The organism is Vibrio neptunius, assembly GCA_019339365.1.
In the GTDB taxonomy this organism is placed as follows: Bacteria; Pseudomonadota; Gammaproteobacteria; order Enterobacterales; family Vibrionaceae; genus Vibrio; species Vibrio neptunius.
On the sequence record CP079859.1, the window covers coordinates 1,383,865 to 1,398,700 of the forward strand.

A 14,836-nucleotide genomic window follows, 5' to 3' on the forward strand; every position below is an offset into this window, starting at 1 on the left:
TTATATTTTACCATGTCTTGACAAAGCGATTTTTTAATTTTCTAACTCAATTGGCGCAAGTTTACATAGAAAAATTCGTTATAAATAAGCCTGATTTATAAAATTTGTGACTTTACTCCATATGTTGATTTTAAGTCGTTATATATATCTTCTCATAAAAAATAAAACAGGTTAGTTTGCGATGCATGCGAATGACGAATGACAGTTTTAAACTTTTATTAGCCTGTTGTTCTGTCTTATCTTCATGGTTTTAAATGAATTTTATTGATTTTTTACATGTTAATTACAATTTCTTCCGTATTTAGGAGGCAATGTGCAACATATAGACAAACTATAATTTGTTTAAATCCCATTAGATATCTTATTAATTCGAAATGGATGATTAGTCTGTTTATTTAATGGCGCTCATATAACATCATGAATACGAAGGCTCAGAAAATATATTTAATAGCTTTACTCTTCCATTGCTCCTCTTCACTGGCAACAACTGAAGTTGAAGTACCCATGGATGAAGTCAATTGGCTTTATAATGGGAACAGCTTGGTATGCAATCTTAAATATGAGAATTCTTCCTATGGGAAGTTTTATTTCCGCTCTGAGGAAGTAGGTAAAATATATTTACACTCCCAGTTTGAAGCGAATAATAAAAATTGGAATCACGGAAAGTTATATAGTTCTCCTGCTCCATGGAGTAGGGGAAGTGATGCCAAGTTTATAAGCCCTAATGCCACTATTAATAAACAGCATTCTGTTTTTCAGCATAATATACCTGAATTGTTGAACAATATTGAATCAGGGCATTGGATAAAACTCGCGTTTAGCGGAAGTCACCCTTCCGACAGTCGAACTTATCTTTTACCCACGATCCGTATTCAAAAAGCGCTCGCTCAATTTCACCGTTGCCAAACTTCATTACCTAGCATTCCTTATGCTCAAGCACGCAACATCACACTGTCATTTGATCTAGGCCAGCGTCAGTTAACGACTCAACAAATCGATACGCTTAGTGCGCTATACACGTACATACGAGCTGACAAAAATATCAAAAAAATTCTTATTGACGGCTACACCGACAACATCGGGTCTAAGGTCGCGAATCTCACTATCGCTAAGCAACGAGCAGATTTGGTTGCGAAAGCACTTAAAAAATCAGGCGTAGAGGCCGCAAGAATAGAAATAAGGTCTCATGGTTCTCGATACCCCATCGCCAATAACTCAACACCAGAAGGGCAGGCTAAGAACCGACGCGTGACTTTAAGACTGGTGCGCAATGATGAAGCAGTGATACCAAAACAAAATAATAAAATTAACGATAGGGAAAAGGCTTAAAGATGGCAGAGACCAATATCTTGTTAGTAGAGCCAAGAGATGAGTTCGCCCAGCCAGTCATTAGAGTGCTAGAAGAGGCGGGTTACCATGTTACTCATTCTCGTACTGGGCGGAGTGCGCTGCTTGAAGGGTCGGCGTCGATTACGCTGGTGAGTTCAAATTTGCCTGACATGTGTGTCAGAGAGTTTGTCAGTTGTCATCAAAAGACATCAAGCAATGGTGTCGCTATTGCAATCGTAGAACAAGAGCAGGGAATCTTAGCCGCCGAAACCATGAAAGCTGGCGCGACGGATTACCTACTCCGTCCATTTGAAAACAGTCAGTTGCTCAACCTTTTACGGCGTGTTGAAGTGATTGGCAAGCCCATGGCTAATATTGTGGCTGAATCATGGCGCAGCAAACAGGTACTTCAGTTGGCGCACCGTGCAGCTTGCACCAATGCCAGTGTGTTAGTGACCGGAGAATCTGGCACAGGTAAAGAAGTGTTGGCGCGTTATGTCCATGAGCACTCACCACGCTCGAACGGTCCTTTCATTGCGGTAAACTGTGCTGCTATACCCGAATCTATGCTTGAAGCCGTCTTGTTTGGCCATATGAAAGGTGCGTTCACTGGCGCGACTCATTCTCAAAGCGGTAAGTTTGAAGAAGCCAATAACGGAACCATATTGCTCGATGAGATCGGAGAGATGTCACCAGCGGTCCAGGCAAAGCTTTTGCGTGTACTTCAGGAAAGAGAAGTTGAGCGAGTAGGCAGTCATAAGTCTATTCAGCTTGATATTCGGGTCATTGCCGCAACCAATAAAGATCTGCGTGAAGAAGTGAAAAACGGCACATTCCGTGAGGATCTTTATTACCGTTTGGATGTTTTACCCCTGCATTGGCCACCACTGCGGGAACGCAGTGAAGACATATTGCCGATCAGTCAGTTCTTCATCAACAAATTTCAGGATGGCAGTCAGTGTCATCTTTCTCAGGACGCGATCATGGCGCTCAGCCAATATCACTGGCCCGGTAATATCCGAGAGCTGGAAAACGTGATTCAACGTGCACTAGTCATGCGACATGGTGACTACATTACCGCCCATGATCTGATGTTGCCCGTTGAGTTAATTAGCCCTGTCCAAACCACGACGCCTGCCCAAAGTATGGGACACGTTGAGGTCAAGAAACAGGCTGAATACCAGTACATTCTCGAACAACTTCGCCAGTATGGCGGCAATCGCACCAAGACAGCAAACGCACTTGGCGTTACGACCCGCGCATTACGCTACAAGTTAGCGGCAATGCGTGAACAAGGTATTGATCTACAGTCGGCCCTAGGTTCGGCTGCTTAAGGAGGATAAGTTATGGCAAGTCAACCAATAAACAGTGCGATGACCGCAGAACAATTGATGCTATCCAAGATGGATGCAATGCGTGCTCAGATCCAACCTGAGTTTGTGGTTTCAGCGAATCCACTTGATGTGCAGCAGGTGAATTCGCCTCTCTCATTTTCCACAGCAATGACCAATGTGCTCGATACGGTCAATCAGCATCAATCAGTGGCCAGCCAGAAAATGACCGCGGTCGAAACAGGCCAAAGCGATGATTTAGTCGGAGCCATGATCGCTAGTCAGAAAGCCAGCCTGTCATTCAACGCTTTGATGCAGGTACGTAACAAGGTCGTGACCTCGTTTGAAGATATTATGAAGATGCCGGTGTAACCCATGTCAGACTTAACAACCCAAGTTGCAGGTGGCGGAACATTTAGTGCTGCCAGTACGCAAACCTCCTCCACGCGAGGAATGGAAGATTTCACTCAAAAATTGAAACAGCTGTGGTCAAACAGTCAGAGAAATCTGGTTCTGTCCGCGGTTTTGGCCGCTATCGTGGCGGCAATCATAGTGGTCGCACTTTGGAGCTCAACACAGAGTTATCGCCCGCTTTACAGTCAGCAAGAGAGGTTTGATACTGGTGAAATTGTCTCTGTCCTCGAATCTGAAGGTATCAATTACCGACTTCAAGAGCAAAATGGCCAAGTACTAGTGCCAGAAGGACATGTGGCCAAAATCCGAATGTTGCTCGCAGCAAAAGGCGTGAAAGCCAAGCTGCCAACCGGGTTAGATTCCCTTAAAGAAGACAGTTCCCTTGGCACCAGTCAGTTTATGGAAACCGCTCGCTATCGTCATGGCTTGGAAGGTGAACTGGTACGTACCATTATGTCACTCAATGCAGTGTCTAACGCTCGTGTTCACCTAGCAATACCGCGTCAAACCTTGTTTGTTAGACAAAACAGCGAAGCGCCTTCAGCGTCAGTGATGCTTGAGCTTAAACCTGGTGAAGATCTGAAGCCGGAACAAGTTGAAGCGATTATCAATTTGGTTGTTGGCAGTGTGACAGGAATGAAGCCTGAGTTGGTCTCTGTGATTGATCAATACGGTCGTTTGTTGAGTGCCGATGTCGCTTCAGCGGAAGCCGGTAAGGTCAATGCAAAATATCTTGAATATCAGAAGAACGTTGAGAAACAAATCATTCAACGTGCTTCAGACATGCTGACGCCGATTGTTGGACCGAGCAACTTCCGTGTTCAGGTCGCGGCAGATCTTGATTTCAGTCAGGTCGAAGAGACTCAAGAAATTCTTGATAATACGCCGATCATTCGCAACGAGCATACTATCTCCGACAACTCGACTGATCAGATAGCACTCGGTGTCCCGGGAACATTGAGCAACCAGCCTCCAGTCACTGGTGAAGCGCCAACTCAGGATAGCAAAAATACCAACACACGCTCTGAAATAAACCGCCAGTACGCGGTGGGCAGTAGTGTGCGACGTACACATTATCAGCAGGGCCAGATTGAAAAACTCAGTGTGTCTGTGTTGCTTAATCAGGCGGCCGCACCTAATGGTACCGCTTGGACCGCAGAGGAAAAAGCACAAATTTCGACCATGGTTACCGACGCGGTAGGCATTGCGGCTGACCGTGGCGACACTCTTAGCTTGATGAGTTTTAGCTTTACACCGCTCACGATTGAGGCGCCACCGACCATTCCATGGTGGCAGGATCCCACGGTTCAGCAACCTATGCGTTACGTAATAGGCGGTATGCTAGGGATGGCGATGATTTTCTTCGTGCTGCGTCCACTTATCATGCATTTGACGGGATCGGACATGCGTTCGCAAGAGTTGGAGTTCGCTGATCCTCAGGATGACCCTATCTACGAAAATCTGCAAACAAGAGAAGAACGTGAGCGAGAAGAAGCTTTGAATCGAAAACTATCGGAAAAAGGCATTGCCGCTTCCACTGGCTTGGATGTGGGGAATGACATGCTACCGCCACCTGGGTCGCCACTGGAGATTCAACTGAAACACCTACAGTTAATCGCCAACGAAGAACCTGAACGAGTCGCCGAAGTACTAAAACAATGGGTAAATGTGAATGAACACAGCAGAGTTAAATCAAAAAGCAACGCTTAGTTACGTAGAGCAAACCGCTCTGGTACTTCTCGGCATGGGGGAAGATGCCGCGGCCAAAGTGCTGCGCAACTTCACCCGAGATGAAACCCAGCGTGTGACGAAAGCAATGGCGAAGCTCAGTGGAATAAAAAGTGATCGTGCTCATGGCATTATCCAGCACTTCTTCGAAGACTTTCGGCAGCATAGCGGCATTCGCGGTGCGTCGAAAGAGTATCTATCGAATACCCTGCGCAAAGCCTTGGGGAATGACCTAGCCAAAGGTCTTCTCAACAACTTATACGGTGATGAGATTCGCAATAACATGAAGCGTTTACAGTGGGTGGATGCTGACATTTTAGCTCGATTCATCGCCAATGAGCACCCAGAGATGCAAGCCATTTTTCTGGCCTACTTGCCTGCAGAAAGCTCATCGACGGTACTTAAGCACTTACCTGAAGACTATCATGACGAAATTTTGTACCGGATTGCCCGGCTGCAGGATATTGACCATCAGGTCGCCAGTGATCTCAACGACCTCATTGACCGCTGTATTGAACAGGTATCGGCCAGTCAGAGTGCGCCATTATCTGGAGTCAAGCAAGTGGCAGACATCATCAACCGTTTTGAAGGTGACCGTGGCTCGTTAATGGAAATGCTCAAGTTGCACGATGAAGAGGTGGTGAGTGAGATTGAGCTCAACATGTTCGACTTTTTGGTGCTTGGTCGACAGACAGAAGAAACACTGGATACTTTGGTTCAGCAAGTCCCACTTGAACTTTGGAGCCTAGCTCTTAAAGGGGCGGAGATCATTCTACAACAAACGATAAAGAGTGCGATGCCACAGCGTATGGTCAAAGCGCTGGAAGATGATATGGAAATCCGTGGTGCTGTCCCTCTGAGTCGTGTTGAACGAGCCAGACACGAGGTCATGCAGATCGTGCGTGAATTGGATGAAGAAGGTGAAATCGAACTCGTGCTTTATGACGAACCAACAGTGGAGTAATGCATGTCAATAATGAAATCCAATTTATTGCAAGTTCCTGCATCTGGGTATCGTATTCACCGCTTTCCACCACTGGCTCAGCCAGTGGTCAATGAGGATGAATTTGCCATAGAAGATTCTTGGCAAGATTCTCAGATAGATATCCAACAAAAGCTTGAAGAAGGGTTCCAGACAGGCCTCGAACAGGGGCACGAAGAAGGTCTGCGTCAAGGACTGAATCAGGGTAAGCAGCAAGGGTTATTGGAAGGACAAAAAGAAGGCTTCCAGCAAGGCTTTGTCTCCGGCGAACAGTCCGGCAAGCAAGCTTTCCTTGAAGCGGCTAAGCCAGTTAATGAGCTTTATCAAACTTTGTCGCGCTGGCAATCTGAACGTGAGCAGCAACAGCGACACATCATTTGCGAGCTGGTACAAAAGGTTGCCCAACAGGTGATTCGAGCAGAACTCACTCTGATGCCACAGCAAATCTTAGCGCTTGTTGATGAAACACTTGAAGCGATGCCAGGAAAAACCGAGAAAGTGACGGTGCACCTTAATCCTCAGGACCTTGACCGAATTACCCAAATTAACGCGGAATTGCCTAAAGAATGGAAACTGGTCGGTAACCCAGAATTGCCGACGGGGGGCTGCCATCTAGTGACTGAAGAGGCTGAGGCCGATGCCAGTTGTGATTCTCGTTTACAAGCCTGCATGGATAACGTCAAAGAACACTTGCTCGACGAAGTGACACCTGTGGTAGAAGAGCATAATGAGTAATACCCTCGCATTTGAGCTTTTGTCTGAGCGAACCAGTGAAGCGATTGCTTCATTGGATTCTATTCCTGTAGCTAGAGTAACGGGCAGGCTGGTAAAGGTAACGGGGCTCATGCTTCAAGCAGTAGGGTGCCGTTTTAAGCTTGAACAGCGTTGTTTAGTTGAAACCGCTGAAGGAGACATGATTGAAGCTCAGGTCGTCGGCTTCGATCATACCATCGCTTATTTGATGCCAATTCGTCGACTTGGTGGTTTGTTTGCAGGTGCGAAAGTGATCCCACTGGATGGCGATAGCACAGTGCAACTTGGCGAAAACTGGATGGGCCGAGTCGTCAACGGATTGGGTGAAACCCTTGACGACGGCCCTCAATTGCACGGAGGGGAGCGAGTTTCGCTTGAACCTAGACCGATAAATCCCCTTAAGCGTAGGCCGGTGGATTCGCCGCTCAATGTTGGGGTAAGAGCGATGAATGGCCTGCTTACTGTCGGCAAAGGCCAGCGTATTGGTCTGATGGCCGGCAGTGGTGTGGGGAAAAGTGTTTTGATGGGAATGATCACTCAAAACACGGAAGCAGACGTCATTGTGGTCGGTTTGATTGGAGAGCGTGGTCGTGAAGTGCGCGAGTTTATTGAGAGAAACCTAACACCTGAAGCTCGTGACAAGGCGATCATCATTGCTGCACCAGCAGATGAATCGCCCCTGATGCGCCTTAGAGCCATGCTGTTATGCCATCGAGTCGCAGAGTATTTTCGCGACAAGGGCAAAGATGTCTTGTTGATGGTGGATTCTTTGACTCGTTATGCGATGGCACAGAGAGAAATCGCCCTGTCCTTGGGGGAGCCCCCTGCTACCAGAGGTTACCCGCCTTCGGTGTTTAATGCTTTACCGCAGTTGCTTGAGCGCGCTGGTAACAGCGAAAACCAAAACGGCAGTCTGACCGCTATTTATACCATCCTTGCTGCAGGTGATGACCAGCAAGATCCCGTGGTGGATTCGGCGCGGGCCATTCTTGATGGGCATGTTGTCTTGTCGCGTAAACTTGCAGAACAAGGGCATTATCCAGCGATTGATATAAATGCTTCAGTGAGTCGCTGTATGACGGCTTGCTCCCAGCCTGCCCATCTGACCTTGGCAAACGAGTTTCGCAAAACTTACTCGAACTACCTTCAGGTTAAAGACCTACTGCCACTCGGAGGTTACCAGCCGGGACAAGATCCTGAATTGGATCGCTCAGTGGCTCTGTATCCACAATTGACGGCATACCTCCAGCAAGCCGCTGATTGCTCGGTGGATTTTCCTCAAAGCCTGACAGAGCTAGCTCAGCTCTTTCAACCAAATTAGGAATTAACGTATGGAAGCGAAATTGCGTGCTGTGGCGAAGTTTCAGAAAATTCAGAAAAAGCATCGAGATCTGATGTCGGTGCAGTTAGAATCGCTTCGTCAACAACATGCTTCAGCTCAACAGCGTTTGCAGCAACTGATGGATTTGAAGAGCCAGACGCAGCCTAGATCGAGCCATGTCACGTCTTCGCATCGAGAGGCGTTACTCAATCGTAGCCGTGTGGAACAGATGCTCCATAAACTGATCGTACATCAACAGCATGAACAGCAAGTGATGCAAGCAGAGTGCGCCTCGTTGCAAAAACAACTTGAAACTAAGCATCTCAGAGTCAAAGGTCTAGAAAAAACCCTCGAATGTTGGAAGGAAGCGCACAATTCTGATATTCGACACAAGGAAGAGCTCGCGTTAGAAGAGATTATCAATAGCCGATTCGCACAAAAAGCTCAATAATTCGTCACCCGCAAGGCTTTGCGTCCCTTTAAACTGCATCAAGCCTAATTTAGTTAAGAATAATAGAAAGGTTGGTATGCTTAAGTTAAGAGATGCAAATGTCCTTATAATCAAAGAATTTCCCAACAAAAATATTAGCATATCTAGCCTGATGCTTTCTTTGGGAATCAAGCAACATAAGATAATTCATCTCAATTCGCCTCATGAAGCGCTTAATCGTACCTTCCATGGCCGGTTTGATATTCTGATCTGTGATCAGAGCTTTCGCAAAAACACCGTCAAGTCACAGGACTTGATTCTCGAGCTGAGAAAGTCGCAGACCATTGATGAGCGTTCGACCATCATTATGGATTGCGCGGATAGTAGTATCCGTGATAGCTCTTATTATTTGGGTGATGTTCACCTTAAACCGGAAGACAATCAACGCGATGTCAGCGTTCTGATCCGTAAGGTGTTTGAAAAGAAGAACAAAGTCTGGCCATTGCTTCAGCGTAACGATATCGAGTGTGCTGACGAAATGGAGAAGCGCTACCAATTCTTTGAGCAGCATTACTTCGAATATCAGTATGATTTCAAACTTAATCGTGCCCACTACCATCTCGTTAAACGTGAGCTTAAGCAAGCAACGGAGCTCTATGGTGCTTTGATAAAAGAAGCGGGTAAGCGCGATTACTCGCTGGAAATCAGCCTGTTTCTCAATGCACTGGTATTAAATGCCCAATCTGAGGATGCTCTTGAGCTGTATAACAAGTTCCAATCTGCTAAGTTCCAACTCGGTCAGCCGTTTGATGAGATAGGCTCGTTGCTGATGTTGCAAAATGGCAGTGTGCAGCAGGCTTATCGTCTGCTGACTCGCTCAGGTTCACGTTGGGGTCTCAGTTTAACTCAACATACATCCTTGGCGCTGATGAGTATTGCAGCAGGCCGATATGATGATGCTCTGGTGCACTTTTCCTCTGGACTTAATGCGGCCAAACTGATCAATCGAGATGTGGCTCAGCACACGCTAAACTATCTCTTTGCTTTATTAATGTTATGGATGCGAAGCGAAGAGGGCAGTGGCTTGTATGAGAAGAAATTTCATCAGGTTGTTAAAGAAATGTCTCGTCATAAGCTTACAGATAGTGAAAGTCAGCATCTGGCGATAATTCAGCTTCATGCTGAATTCCTCACTGGTGTCCGCCAAAGCGCCGAGTCTGTGCTGGATAGCTTTACCCGTAAGCTTGACAAGGTGAGCTGTGTGGCAAAAATCCACGCCCTATATCTTTCAACGGGCTTGTCCAGCAAAGACAACCTTACCCTCATTTTTGACCACCTTCTCCATCATGACAGTGTGTTTATGTTTGAACCTCTTCCTCCTATCTGTGCTGTGTTGGTTAAACGCATCGACTTTAAACAATTTGCCAGTGACATGAAGCGTTTTAGTCGCGAGAAAGTCGCTGAGTAGTTGAGACTCTATTTTTAGTACCACAATAGGCAAAGCGACCAGTTTTACTCGCGAATTAAATTCAATTTTTATCTCTGGGATAAGGTTTCCGAATTGGAAACCTGCCTCTTTTCGCGTCGTCGTGCCCTGATAGAATTCCTCTCACTTGAATGATTGTAAGAGTGTGTCATTGAACAAGTATGGAATCTAATCACTTAACCGTTATGGTCACAGGCATTGAAGGAACGCGCTTTTTTAATCTTTCGTTCCGGGCCATTAAAGGGATTAAGTACTCACTCCTTTTTATTGCAGTGGTGTTCTGTACCCTGCTCGGACTTTTGTCGATTTTAGCAGGTGATGCCTCTGACTCTGAGCGAGAAAAAAGTGAGTTACTGAGCAAAGCCTCTTCTCTCGAACAAGAGCTCATACGCTCACATGAATTTCAGAGTGATTTGGAAAGCCACCTGACAAGAAAGAAGCAAGACCTCGCTTATGTCACGGACAAACTGCGCGATATTGAGTCTGCGCTAGCGCTTTCTAACGAATCGTTAGATTTAAGGGAACGGGTGGACAGTGCTGGGCTCAGTGCCGCTGTTCGTCATCAAATGATGCAACTGATACCCAATGGACGGCCTGTTAAGGCGGGTCATCTTTCTTCCCATTATGGCCGTCGAGTGCATCCTGTTACCAAAGTAAAAACCATGCATCATGGTATTGATTATGCGGTGAATGCTGGGACACCTATTTACGCTCCAGCCGATGGCATTATTGAAGTGGCGAGAAAGAGCAATAAGGGATCTGGCAATTTCATCAAGCTGGCGCACTCCTTCGGATTTACTTCTTCTTACTCTCACCTGAGTGCATTCAAGGTGAAGCGTGGAGATTACGTTAAAAAAGGTGATTTGATAGGCCTATCGGGGAACTCTGGGTTGTCGACTGGATATCACCTGCATTATGAGGTTCGTTTGGTGGGGCGCTCTCTGGATCCACTGCCGTTCACCAAATGGGAAATGAATAACTTTGACTCGATTTTCGAATCGAATAAGGACGTAAAATGGGATTACTTGGTAAACAGAATCGAGAATCAAATAGCCACTGCTCTCAAACTGTCATCGCGGAAGGAGGCTATATTGAGGGACAGCTCAAGCTTACTTGTAACATCCAGATAGATGGTCAAATAAAGGGCAGTATTGAAACCGATCGAAGTGTCACTATCAGTGCTACGGGCTCTGTCGATGGGTCGATTCGCGCAGAACGCCTGATTATCAATGGTCGTTTTCTGGGCAAGGTTTACACCAAAAGTTTGGAGATTCTCGAACACGGCTACCTTGAAGGAGAGGTGTCAGCGACAGAGTTTACGATTCAGAAAGGTGGCGTCTTCCTAGGCAATTCAAAAAATGTTTCCACAGAAGAAGTGGTCAACTTAGATGCGGCGAAAAAGACATCAAAGCCAAGAGCAAAAACGGAACAAGGTAAAGTCGAGCAGTGTGCTTGAGTGTTGAGTCAAGGATGTCTCCCGAATTGAGGGAGACATCAAACACCGCCCACATCCCGCCTAGGCGTTATCTCGCCACCCTACTCGCATCATGACACCTCATTCACTGGTTAAATTCGCTAGGGCAGGCTGACTTTTTGCTCTCTTTCGTCGAGTGACCAATAAGGACGGAAGTCGCCATTTTAACACCTGATTACGTTAGTCGCTCCCGACAAACTGCCGGACAATACTCTCCATTTGTCGGGAGTATGTATGTTACTGTCAAAGGGCATGGGGCGAAGCGAAGCACTTAAAGCCATGTTGTACAGTGAGCGTCGTCAAGTCACTCTTTCATTAGGTAGCGCGGTCATGTGCAGTCTAATAGAAGTCGTACCTTGGTTATGTTTGCTTCTCTCTCTCGAAGCCATGGCTTCTGGAGAGTCACCCATTGAGTATCTGTTGGTATTCGTTATCGCATTATTTGCGCGCTATGGATTGTACGCTTTTGCGGTTTGGCTGGCGCATTTAGCCGCGTATCAGATTATCCAGAAGACACGCCAACACATTGTTCGTGCTTTGGCATCCATGAAAATCGAACAGCTCCGAAGCTTGAAGCGAGGAGACATAGAAAAACGACTCTCGGATGACTGTCAGAGTCTTGAGCCACTCATTGCCCATCATGGTACGGATGTGATTAATGGTCTTATGATGCCCGTACTGCTCACCATACTGATGGGTTACATAGACTGGCGTCTGGCGTTGATCGCACTGCTGCCTTTACCTGTGGCACTGGTTGTTCAGATTATGTTGATGAGTGGCTTCCGTCATCGGCAAGAAAAGTACATGCAGATCGTTGCCGATATGCACCAAGCGCAGATGGAATTTTTGCGTAGCATTGGTGTCATGAAACTGTTCTCCGTCGATGTAGATTCTTACTTGACGCTTAGCCGCACAATTCGTTCCCATAATAAAATCGTCACTGGCTATACTCGCGTCATGGTTGGCGCTTGGGTGACGTTTGTTACACTGGCTCAGACGTCACTCATGTTGGTTGTGCCTGCTGCCATCGCATTGGTTCAAATGGGACAGTTGTCGCATGCAGAGCTGGTCATGGTGGTTTGTATCAGTGCGGGTATTTTAAAACCTTGGCTCGATCTGACCCAGGTCTTTTCTCAGATACAGCAATCCTTTGTTGCCGTCGATCGCCTCCTTCCTTTCTTTCACTCTCGTCAGTCTGTGGTACCAAGTTATGTGGCCCCGCTAGCCACTCTTTCCTGCACTCAGTTGACGCTTTCTCGCGCAGACAATCCGCTATTGAGTGAGATAAATGTCGAATTTTATCCCGGGGAACGGGTGACGATCGAAGGGGAATCGGGCGCGGGGAAAAGCTCTTGGCTAATGACCTTGACTGGAGCTCTGACTGCGGACAAGGGTGATTGGCGTGTCAATGGTATGCCGATGAAGGGTTGGGATGATGTAACACGCAGCCGTTATGTGACGAGTGTCGATCAACAGGTGGCGTTCTTCTCCGGTTCATTGCGTGACAATCTGTCATTGACTAGCAAGGCATTACATGATGATGAGCTTTGGTCACTGTTGTCGCTCATGAAACTGAAAACCTTAGTGATGAAATTACCCCAAGGTCTGGATTCCCCGATTGGCGAAGCTCAGCGTTTATTCAGTGGTGGAGAAATGCAACGTCTGGCAATCGTCAGGGCGGCGTTGGCTAAAACGCCAGTGTTGATTCTTGATGAAGCGACAGCGCATCTTGATCAAATTTCTGAGCAAATAGTGCTAGAAGGACTTCGTGACTATCACCCTGAACAGATTCAGTTGATTATCAGTCATCGAGCGGGTCGAGTTAAGCAAGTGAATCGTCGCTTACGAGTGGAGGCGGGTAAAGTGCAGGAGAGTGGTGATGACTAGTATTCAGATCTTGATACGCCATAGTGGTATCAGTGCTCGGCAGTTCTGGAAAGGACTTGCTGGAAAGCTGGTGGTGGAAGCCTTGCCTCTATTGGTGTTTGGTACGCTTTTTGTCTGGCTTTTGAGCCCAGAATCAGTGTCTTGGCTGACGGTAGGAGCGATCTCATTGATGGTGGTGGTGAGCCAATGGTGGTTTGGCCAGAGTGCCAAGCAGACATTTCTCGGTGCTTATAGCATTACTCATGGACTGAGAAGCCAGCTGTTGACGGATATTCGAAGACAACCTCTTGCTGCACTAAAAGGCAAGCGTCTAGGCGAAAAAATGAAACTTCTGACTGCAGATTTGAAGCAGTTTGAAGATATATTCAGTCATCTATTAGCGGATTTCATTTCAGCGTGGGTTGTGCCATTTGCCATGCTATTGGTGATTGGCTTGGTTGACCCTGTTTTAGGGGCTGTTACTTTGGGGATATTCGTTTTGGCTCTGGGGGTGTTAATGCTCGCGGAGAGCACATTCAGTCAGCGAGCACAGCATCATCACAGTATGAATAGTGAGGTCTCCAGCCGACTGTTAGAATATGTTGACTGTTTGCCTATGCTACGTGGTTTTGCCCAAAGTGAACGTCTGGCGGCCCCCTTGTGTGACAAAATAGAGCAACAACGAGCCGCTGGCCTTGGTCTGGAATGGGCTGGTGGAATGGGTGTTCTTATCGCTACATTGATCACTGAGCTCGCACTGGTGCTAAACCTTGGCCTCGCAAGTCTGTTTTTGCAATCTGATCAGCTGACATGGCCAGAATGTTTAGTGGTGATTGTGGCAAGCGTGGTTTGTATCCGCCCTTTAACCCGAATGACGGTTTATGCCGCGTTATTGCGATATATGCTCAATGCCGCCGACCGTTTGCAGGCGCTCGCTCAATTGCCTCAACAAGCAGCGAAAGGGGAAGCTCCTGCTGGGCACGATATCGTCATTGATGACCTATATCTTACTATTGATGAGCAAAAGATACTGAGTGGCGTCAACCTTACCATCCCCAAAGGGCATCGTATCGCTTTTGTGGGACCAAGTGGAGCGGGAAAATCCAGTCTTCTGGATGCCATTGCTGCTTTCCATATTCCCTCTTCGGGTTCTATAAATATTGGCGGACGCAGCATTGATGAGATCGGAACTCAACACTGGTATAAACTGATTTCCTATGTCACACAAGATGTTCAACTGCTCGGTGGCAGTTTACGAGACAACTTGTTACTTGCGAAACCAGAAGCAAGCAGTGAAGAGTTGCAACAAGCGATTGAGGCCGTCGGTTTGTCTGCCTTAGTGGCGGGTTTACCAAAAGGTCTGGATAGTCATATTGGTGAAAACGGCAACCAATTATCCGGAGGTGAGCGCCAGAGAGTATCCATTGCTCGTGCCTTGCTGCATGATGCGCCGATTCTCCTATTGGATGAGATTACTTCGGCGCTGGATGAGGCCACGCAAAATGAAGTATTGGCGTCGATTGCCAGATTGTCTGAAGGGAAGACCGTGATTACTATCGCCCACCGCTTAGACACCGTTCAACATGCCGATACGATTTACTACTTAGAGGATGGCAAAATTGTTGATTCCGGAGCCCATGATACCTTAATGGCAGAAGGAGGGGGCTATCAGCAATTGTGGCTTGCTGGCCAAGTCGCCTAGAAATCCCGGACAGCAAAGTA

13 protein-coding genes are annotated in these 14,836 nt (G+C 47.0%); all 13 read left to right on the plus strand.

The features are described from left to right. Positions 1 to 504 precede the first annotated feature (504 nt). The 13 genes from KW548_06795 (at position 505) to KW548_06855 (ending at position 14,816) form a co-directional block, all read left to right on the plus strand. Entirely contained in the window at positions 505 to 1,329 is an 825-nt protein-coding gene (locus tag KW548_06795) for an OmpA family protein (GenBank protein QXX07672.1), read from the plus strand. A gap of 2 nt (positions 1,330 to 1,331) precedes the next feature. Beyond that, positions 1,332 to 2,663 (plus strand): sigma-54 dependent transcriptional regulator, encoded by a 1,332-nt coding sequence (locus KW548_06800; GenBank protein QXX07673.1) that lies wholly within the window; start codon positions 1,332 to 1,334, stop codon positions 2,661 to 2,663. A gap of 12 nt (positions 2,664 to 2,675) precedes the next feature. Continuing rightward, entirely contained in the window at positions 2,676 to 3,032 is a 357-nt protein-coding gene (gene fliE, locus KW548_06805; GenBank protein ID QXX07674.1) for a flagellar hook-basal body complex protein FliE, read from the plus strand. 3 nt (positions 3,033 to 3,035) lie between these two features. Next, the gene (gene fliF / locus KW548_06810; protein ID QXX07675.1) at positions 3,036 to 4,784 is read left to right on the plus strand and encodes a flagellar M-ring protein FliF; all 1,749 of its coding nucleotides are present in this window, start codon (positions 3,036 to 3,038) and stop codon (positions 4,782 to 4,784) included. Beyond that, positions 4,747 to 5,766: a flagellar motor switch protein FliG gene (locus tag KW548_06815; protein ID QXX07676.1), complete on the plus strand. Its 1,020-nt coding sequence runs from the start codon at positions 4,747 to 4,749 to the stop codon at positions 5,764 to 5,766. The genes fliF and KW548_06815 overlap by 38 nt, the downstream gene beginning before the upstream one ends. Before the next feature lie 3 nt (positions 5,767 to 5,769). Beyond that, the gene (locus KW548_06820) at positions 5,770 to 6,519 is read left to right on the plus strand and encodes a flagellar assembly protein H (protein ID QXX07677.1); all 750 of its coding nucleotides are present in this window, start codon (positions 5,770 to 5,772) and stop codon (positions 6,517 to 6,519) included. Beyond that, the gene (locus tag KW548_06825; GenBank protein ID QXX07678.1) at positions 6,512 to 7,858 is read left to right on the plus strand and encodes a FliI/YscN family ATPase; all 1,347 of its coding nucleotides are present in this window, start codon (positions 6,512 to 6,514) and stop codon (positions 7,856 to 7,858) included. Before KW548_06820 ends, KW548_06825 begins: the two co-directional genes overlap by 8 nt. A gap of 10 nt (positions 7,859 to 7,868) precedes the next feature. After that, entirely contained in the window at positions 7,869 to 8,309 is a 441-nt protein-coding gene (locus KW548_06830) for a flagellar export protein FliJ (protein ID QXX07679.1), read from the plus strand. A 76-nt stretch (positions 8,310 to 8,385) separates the two neighbouring features. Beyond that, positions 8,386 to 9,756: a hypothetical protein gene (locus KW548_06835; GenBank protein QXX07680.1), complete on the plus strand. Its 1,371-nt coding sequence runs from the start codon at positions 8,386 to 8,388 to the stop codon at positions 9,754 to 9,756. Positions 9,757 to 9,935: 179 nt separating this feature from the next. Then, positions 9,936 to 10,904, plus strand: coding sequence for a peptidoglycan DD-metalloendopeptidase family protein (locus tag KW548_06840; GenBank protein ID QXX07681.1), 969 nt, complete (start codon positions 9,936 to 9,938; stop codon positions 10,902 to 10,904). Then, the gene (locus KW548_06845) at positions 10,790 to 11,230 is read left to right on the plus strand and encodes a polymer-forming cytoskeletal protein (protein QXX07682.1); all 441 of its coding nucleotides are present in this window, start codon (positions 10,790 to 10,792) and stop codon (positions 11,228 to 11,230) included. The genes KW548_06840 and KW548_06845 overlap by 115 nt, the downstream gene beginning before the upstream one ends. 252 nt (positions 11,231 to 11,482) lie before the next feature. Further along, positions 11,483 to 13,135: an ABC transporter ATP-binding protein/permease gene (locus KW548_06850; protein ID QXX07683.1), complete on the plus strand. Its 1,653-nt coding sequence runs from the start codon at positions 11,483 to 11,485 to the stop codon at positions 13,133 to 13,135. Beyond that, positions 13,128 to 14,816: an ABC transporter ATP-binding protein/permease gene (locus KW548_06855; protein QXX07684.1), complete on the plus strand. Its 1,689-nt coding sequence runs from the start codon at positions 13,128 to 13,130 to the stop codon at positions 14,814 to 14,816. Before KW548_06850 ends, KW548_06855 begins: the two co-directional genes overlap by 8 nt. Positions 14,817 to 14,836: the final 20 nt, after the last annotated feature.

Bases quoted from the DNA above. Each gene is read 5' to 3' on its own strand.
- fliF (QXX07675.1), top strand. From the start codon at position 3,036: ATGTCAGACTTAACAACCCAAGTTGCAGGTGGCGGAACATTTAGTGCT.
- KW548_06815 (QXX07676.1), top strand. From the start codon at position 4,747: ATGAACACAGCAGAGTTAAATCAAAAAGCAACGCTTAGTTACGTAGAG.
- KW548_06800 (QXX07673.1), top strand. From the start codon at position 1,332: ATGGCAGAGACCAATATCTTGTTAGTAGAGCCAAGAGATGAGTTCGCC.
- fliE (QXX07674.1), top strand. From the start codon at position 2,676: ATGGCAAGTCAACCAATAAACAGTGCGATGACCGCAGAACAATTGATG.
- KW548_06840 (QXX07681.1), top strand. From the start codon at position 9,936: ATGGAATCTAATCACTTAACCGTTATGGTCACAGGCATTGAAGGAACG.
- KW548_06855 (QXX07684.1), top strand. From the start codon at position 13,128: ATGACTAGTATTCAGATCTTGATACGCCATAGTGGTATCAGTGCTCGG.
- KW548_06835 (QXX07680.1), top strand. From the start codon at position 8,386: ATGCTTAAGTTAAGAGATGCAAATGTCCTTATAATCAAAGAATTTCCC.
- KW548_06850 (QXX07683.1), top strand. From the start codon at position 11,483: ATGTTACTGTCAAAGGGCATGGGGCGAAGCGAAGCACTTAAAGCCATG.
- KW548_06830 (QXX07679.1), top strand. From the start codon at position 7,869: ATGGAAGCGAAATTGCGTGCTGTGGCGAAGTTTCAGAAAATTCAGAAA.
- KW548_06795 (QXX07672.1), top strand. From the start codon at position 505: ATGGATGAAGTCAATTGGCTTTATAATGGGAACAGCTTGGTATGCAAT.
- KW548_06845 (QXX07682.1), top strand. From the start codon at position 10,790: ATGGGATTACTTGGTAAACAGAATCGAGAATCAAATAGCCACTGCTCT.
- KW548_06820 (QXX07677.1), top strand. From the start codon at position 5,770: ATGTCAATAATGAAATCCAATTTATTGCAAGTTCCTGCATCTGGGTAT.
- KW548_06825 (QXX07678.1), top strand. From the start codon at position 6,512: ATGAGTAATACCCTCGCATTTGAGCTTTTGTCTGAGCGAACCAGTGAA.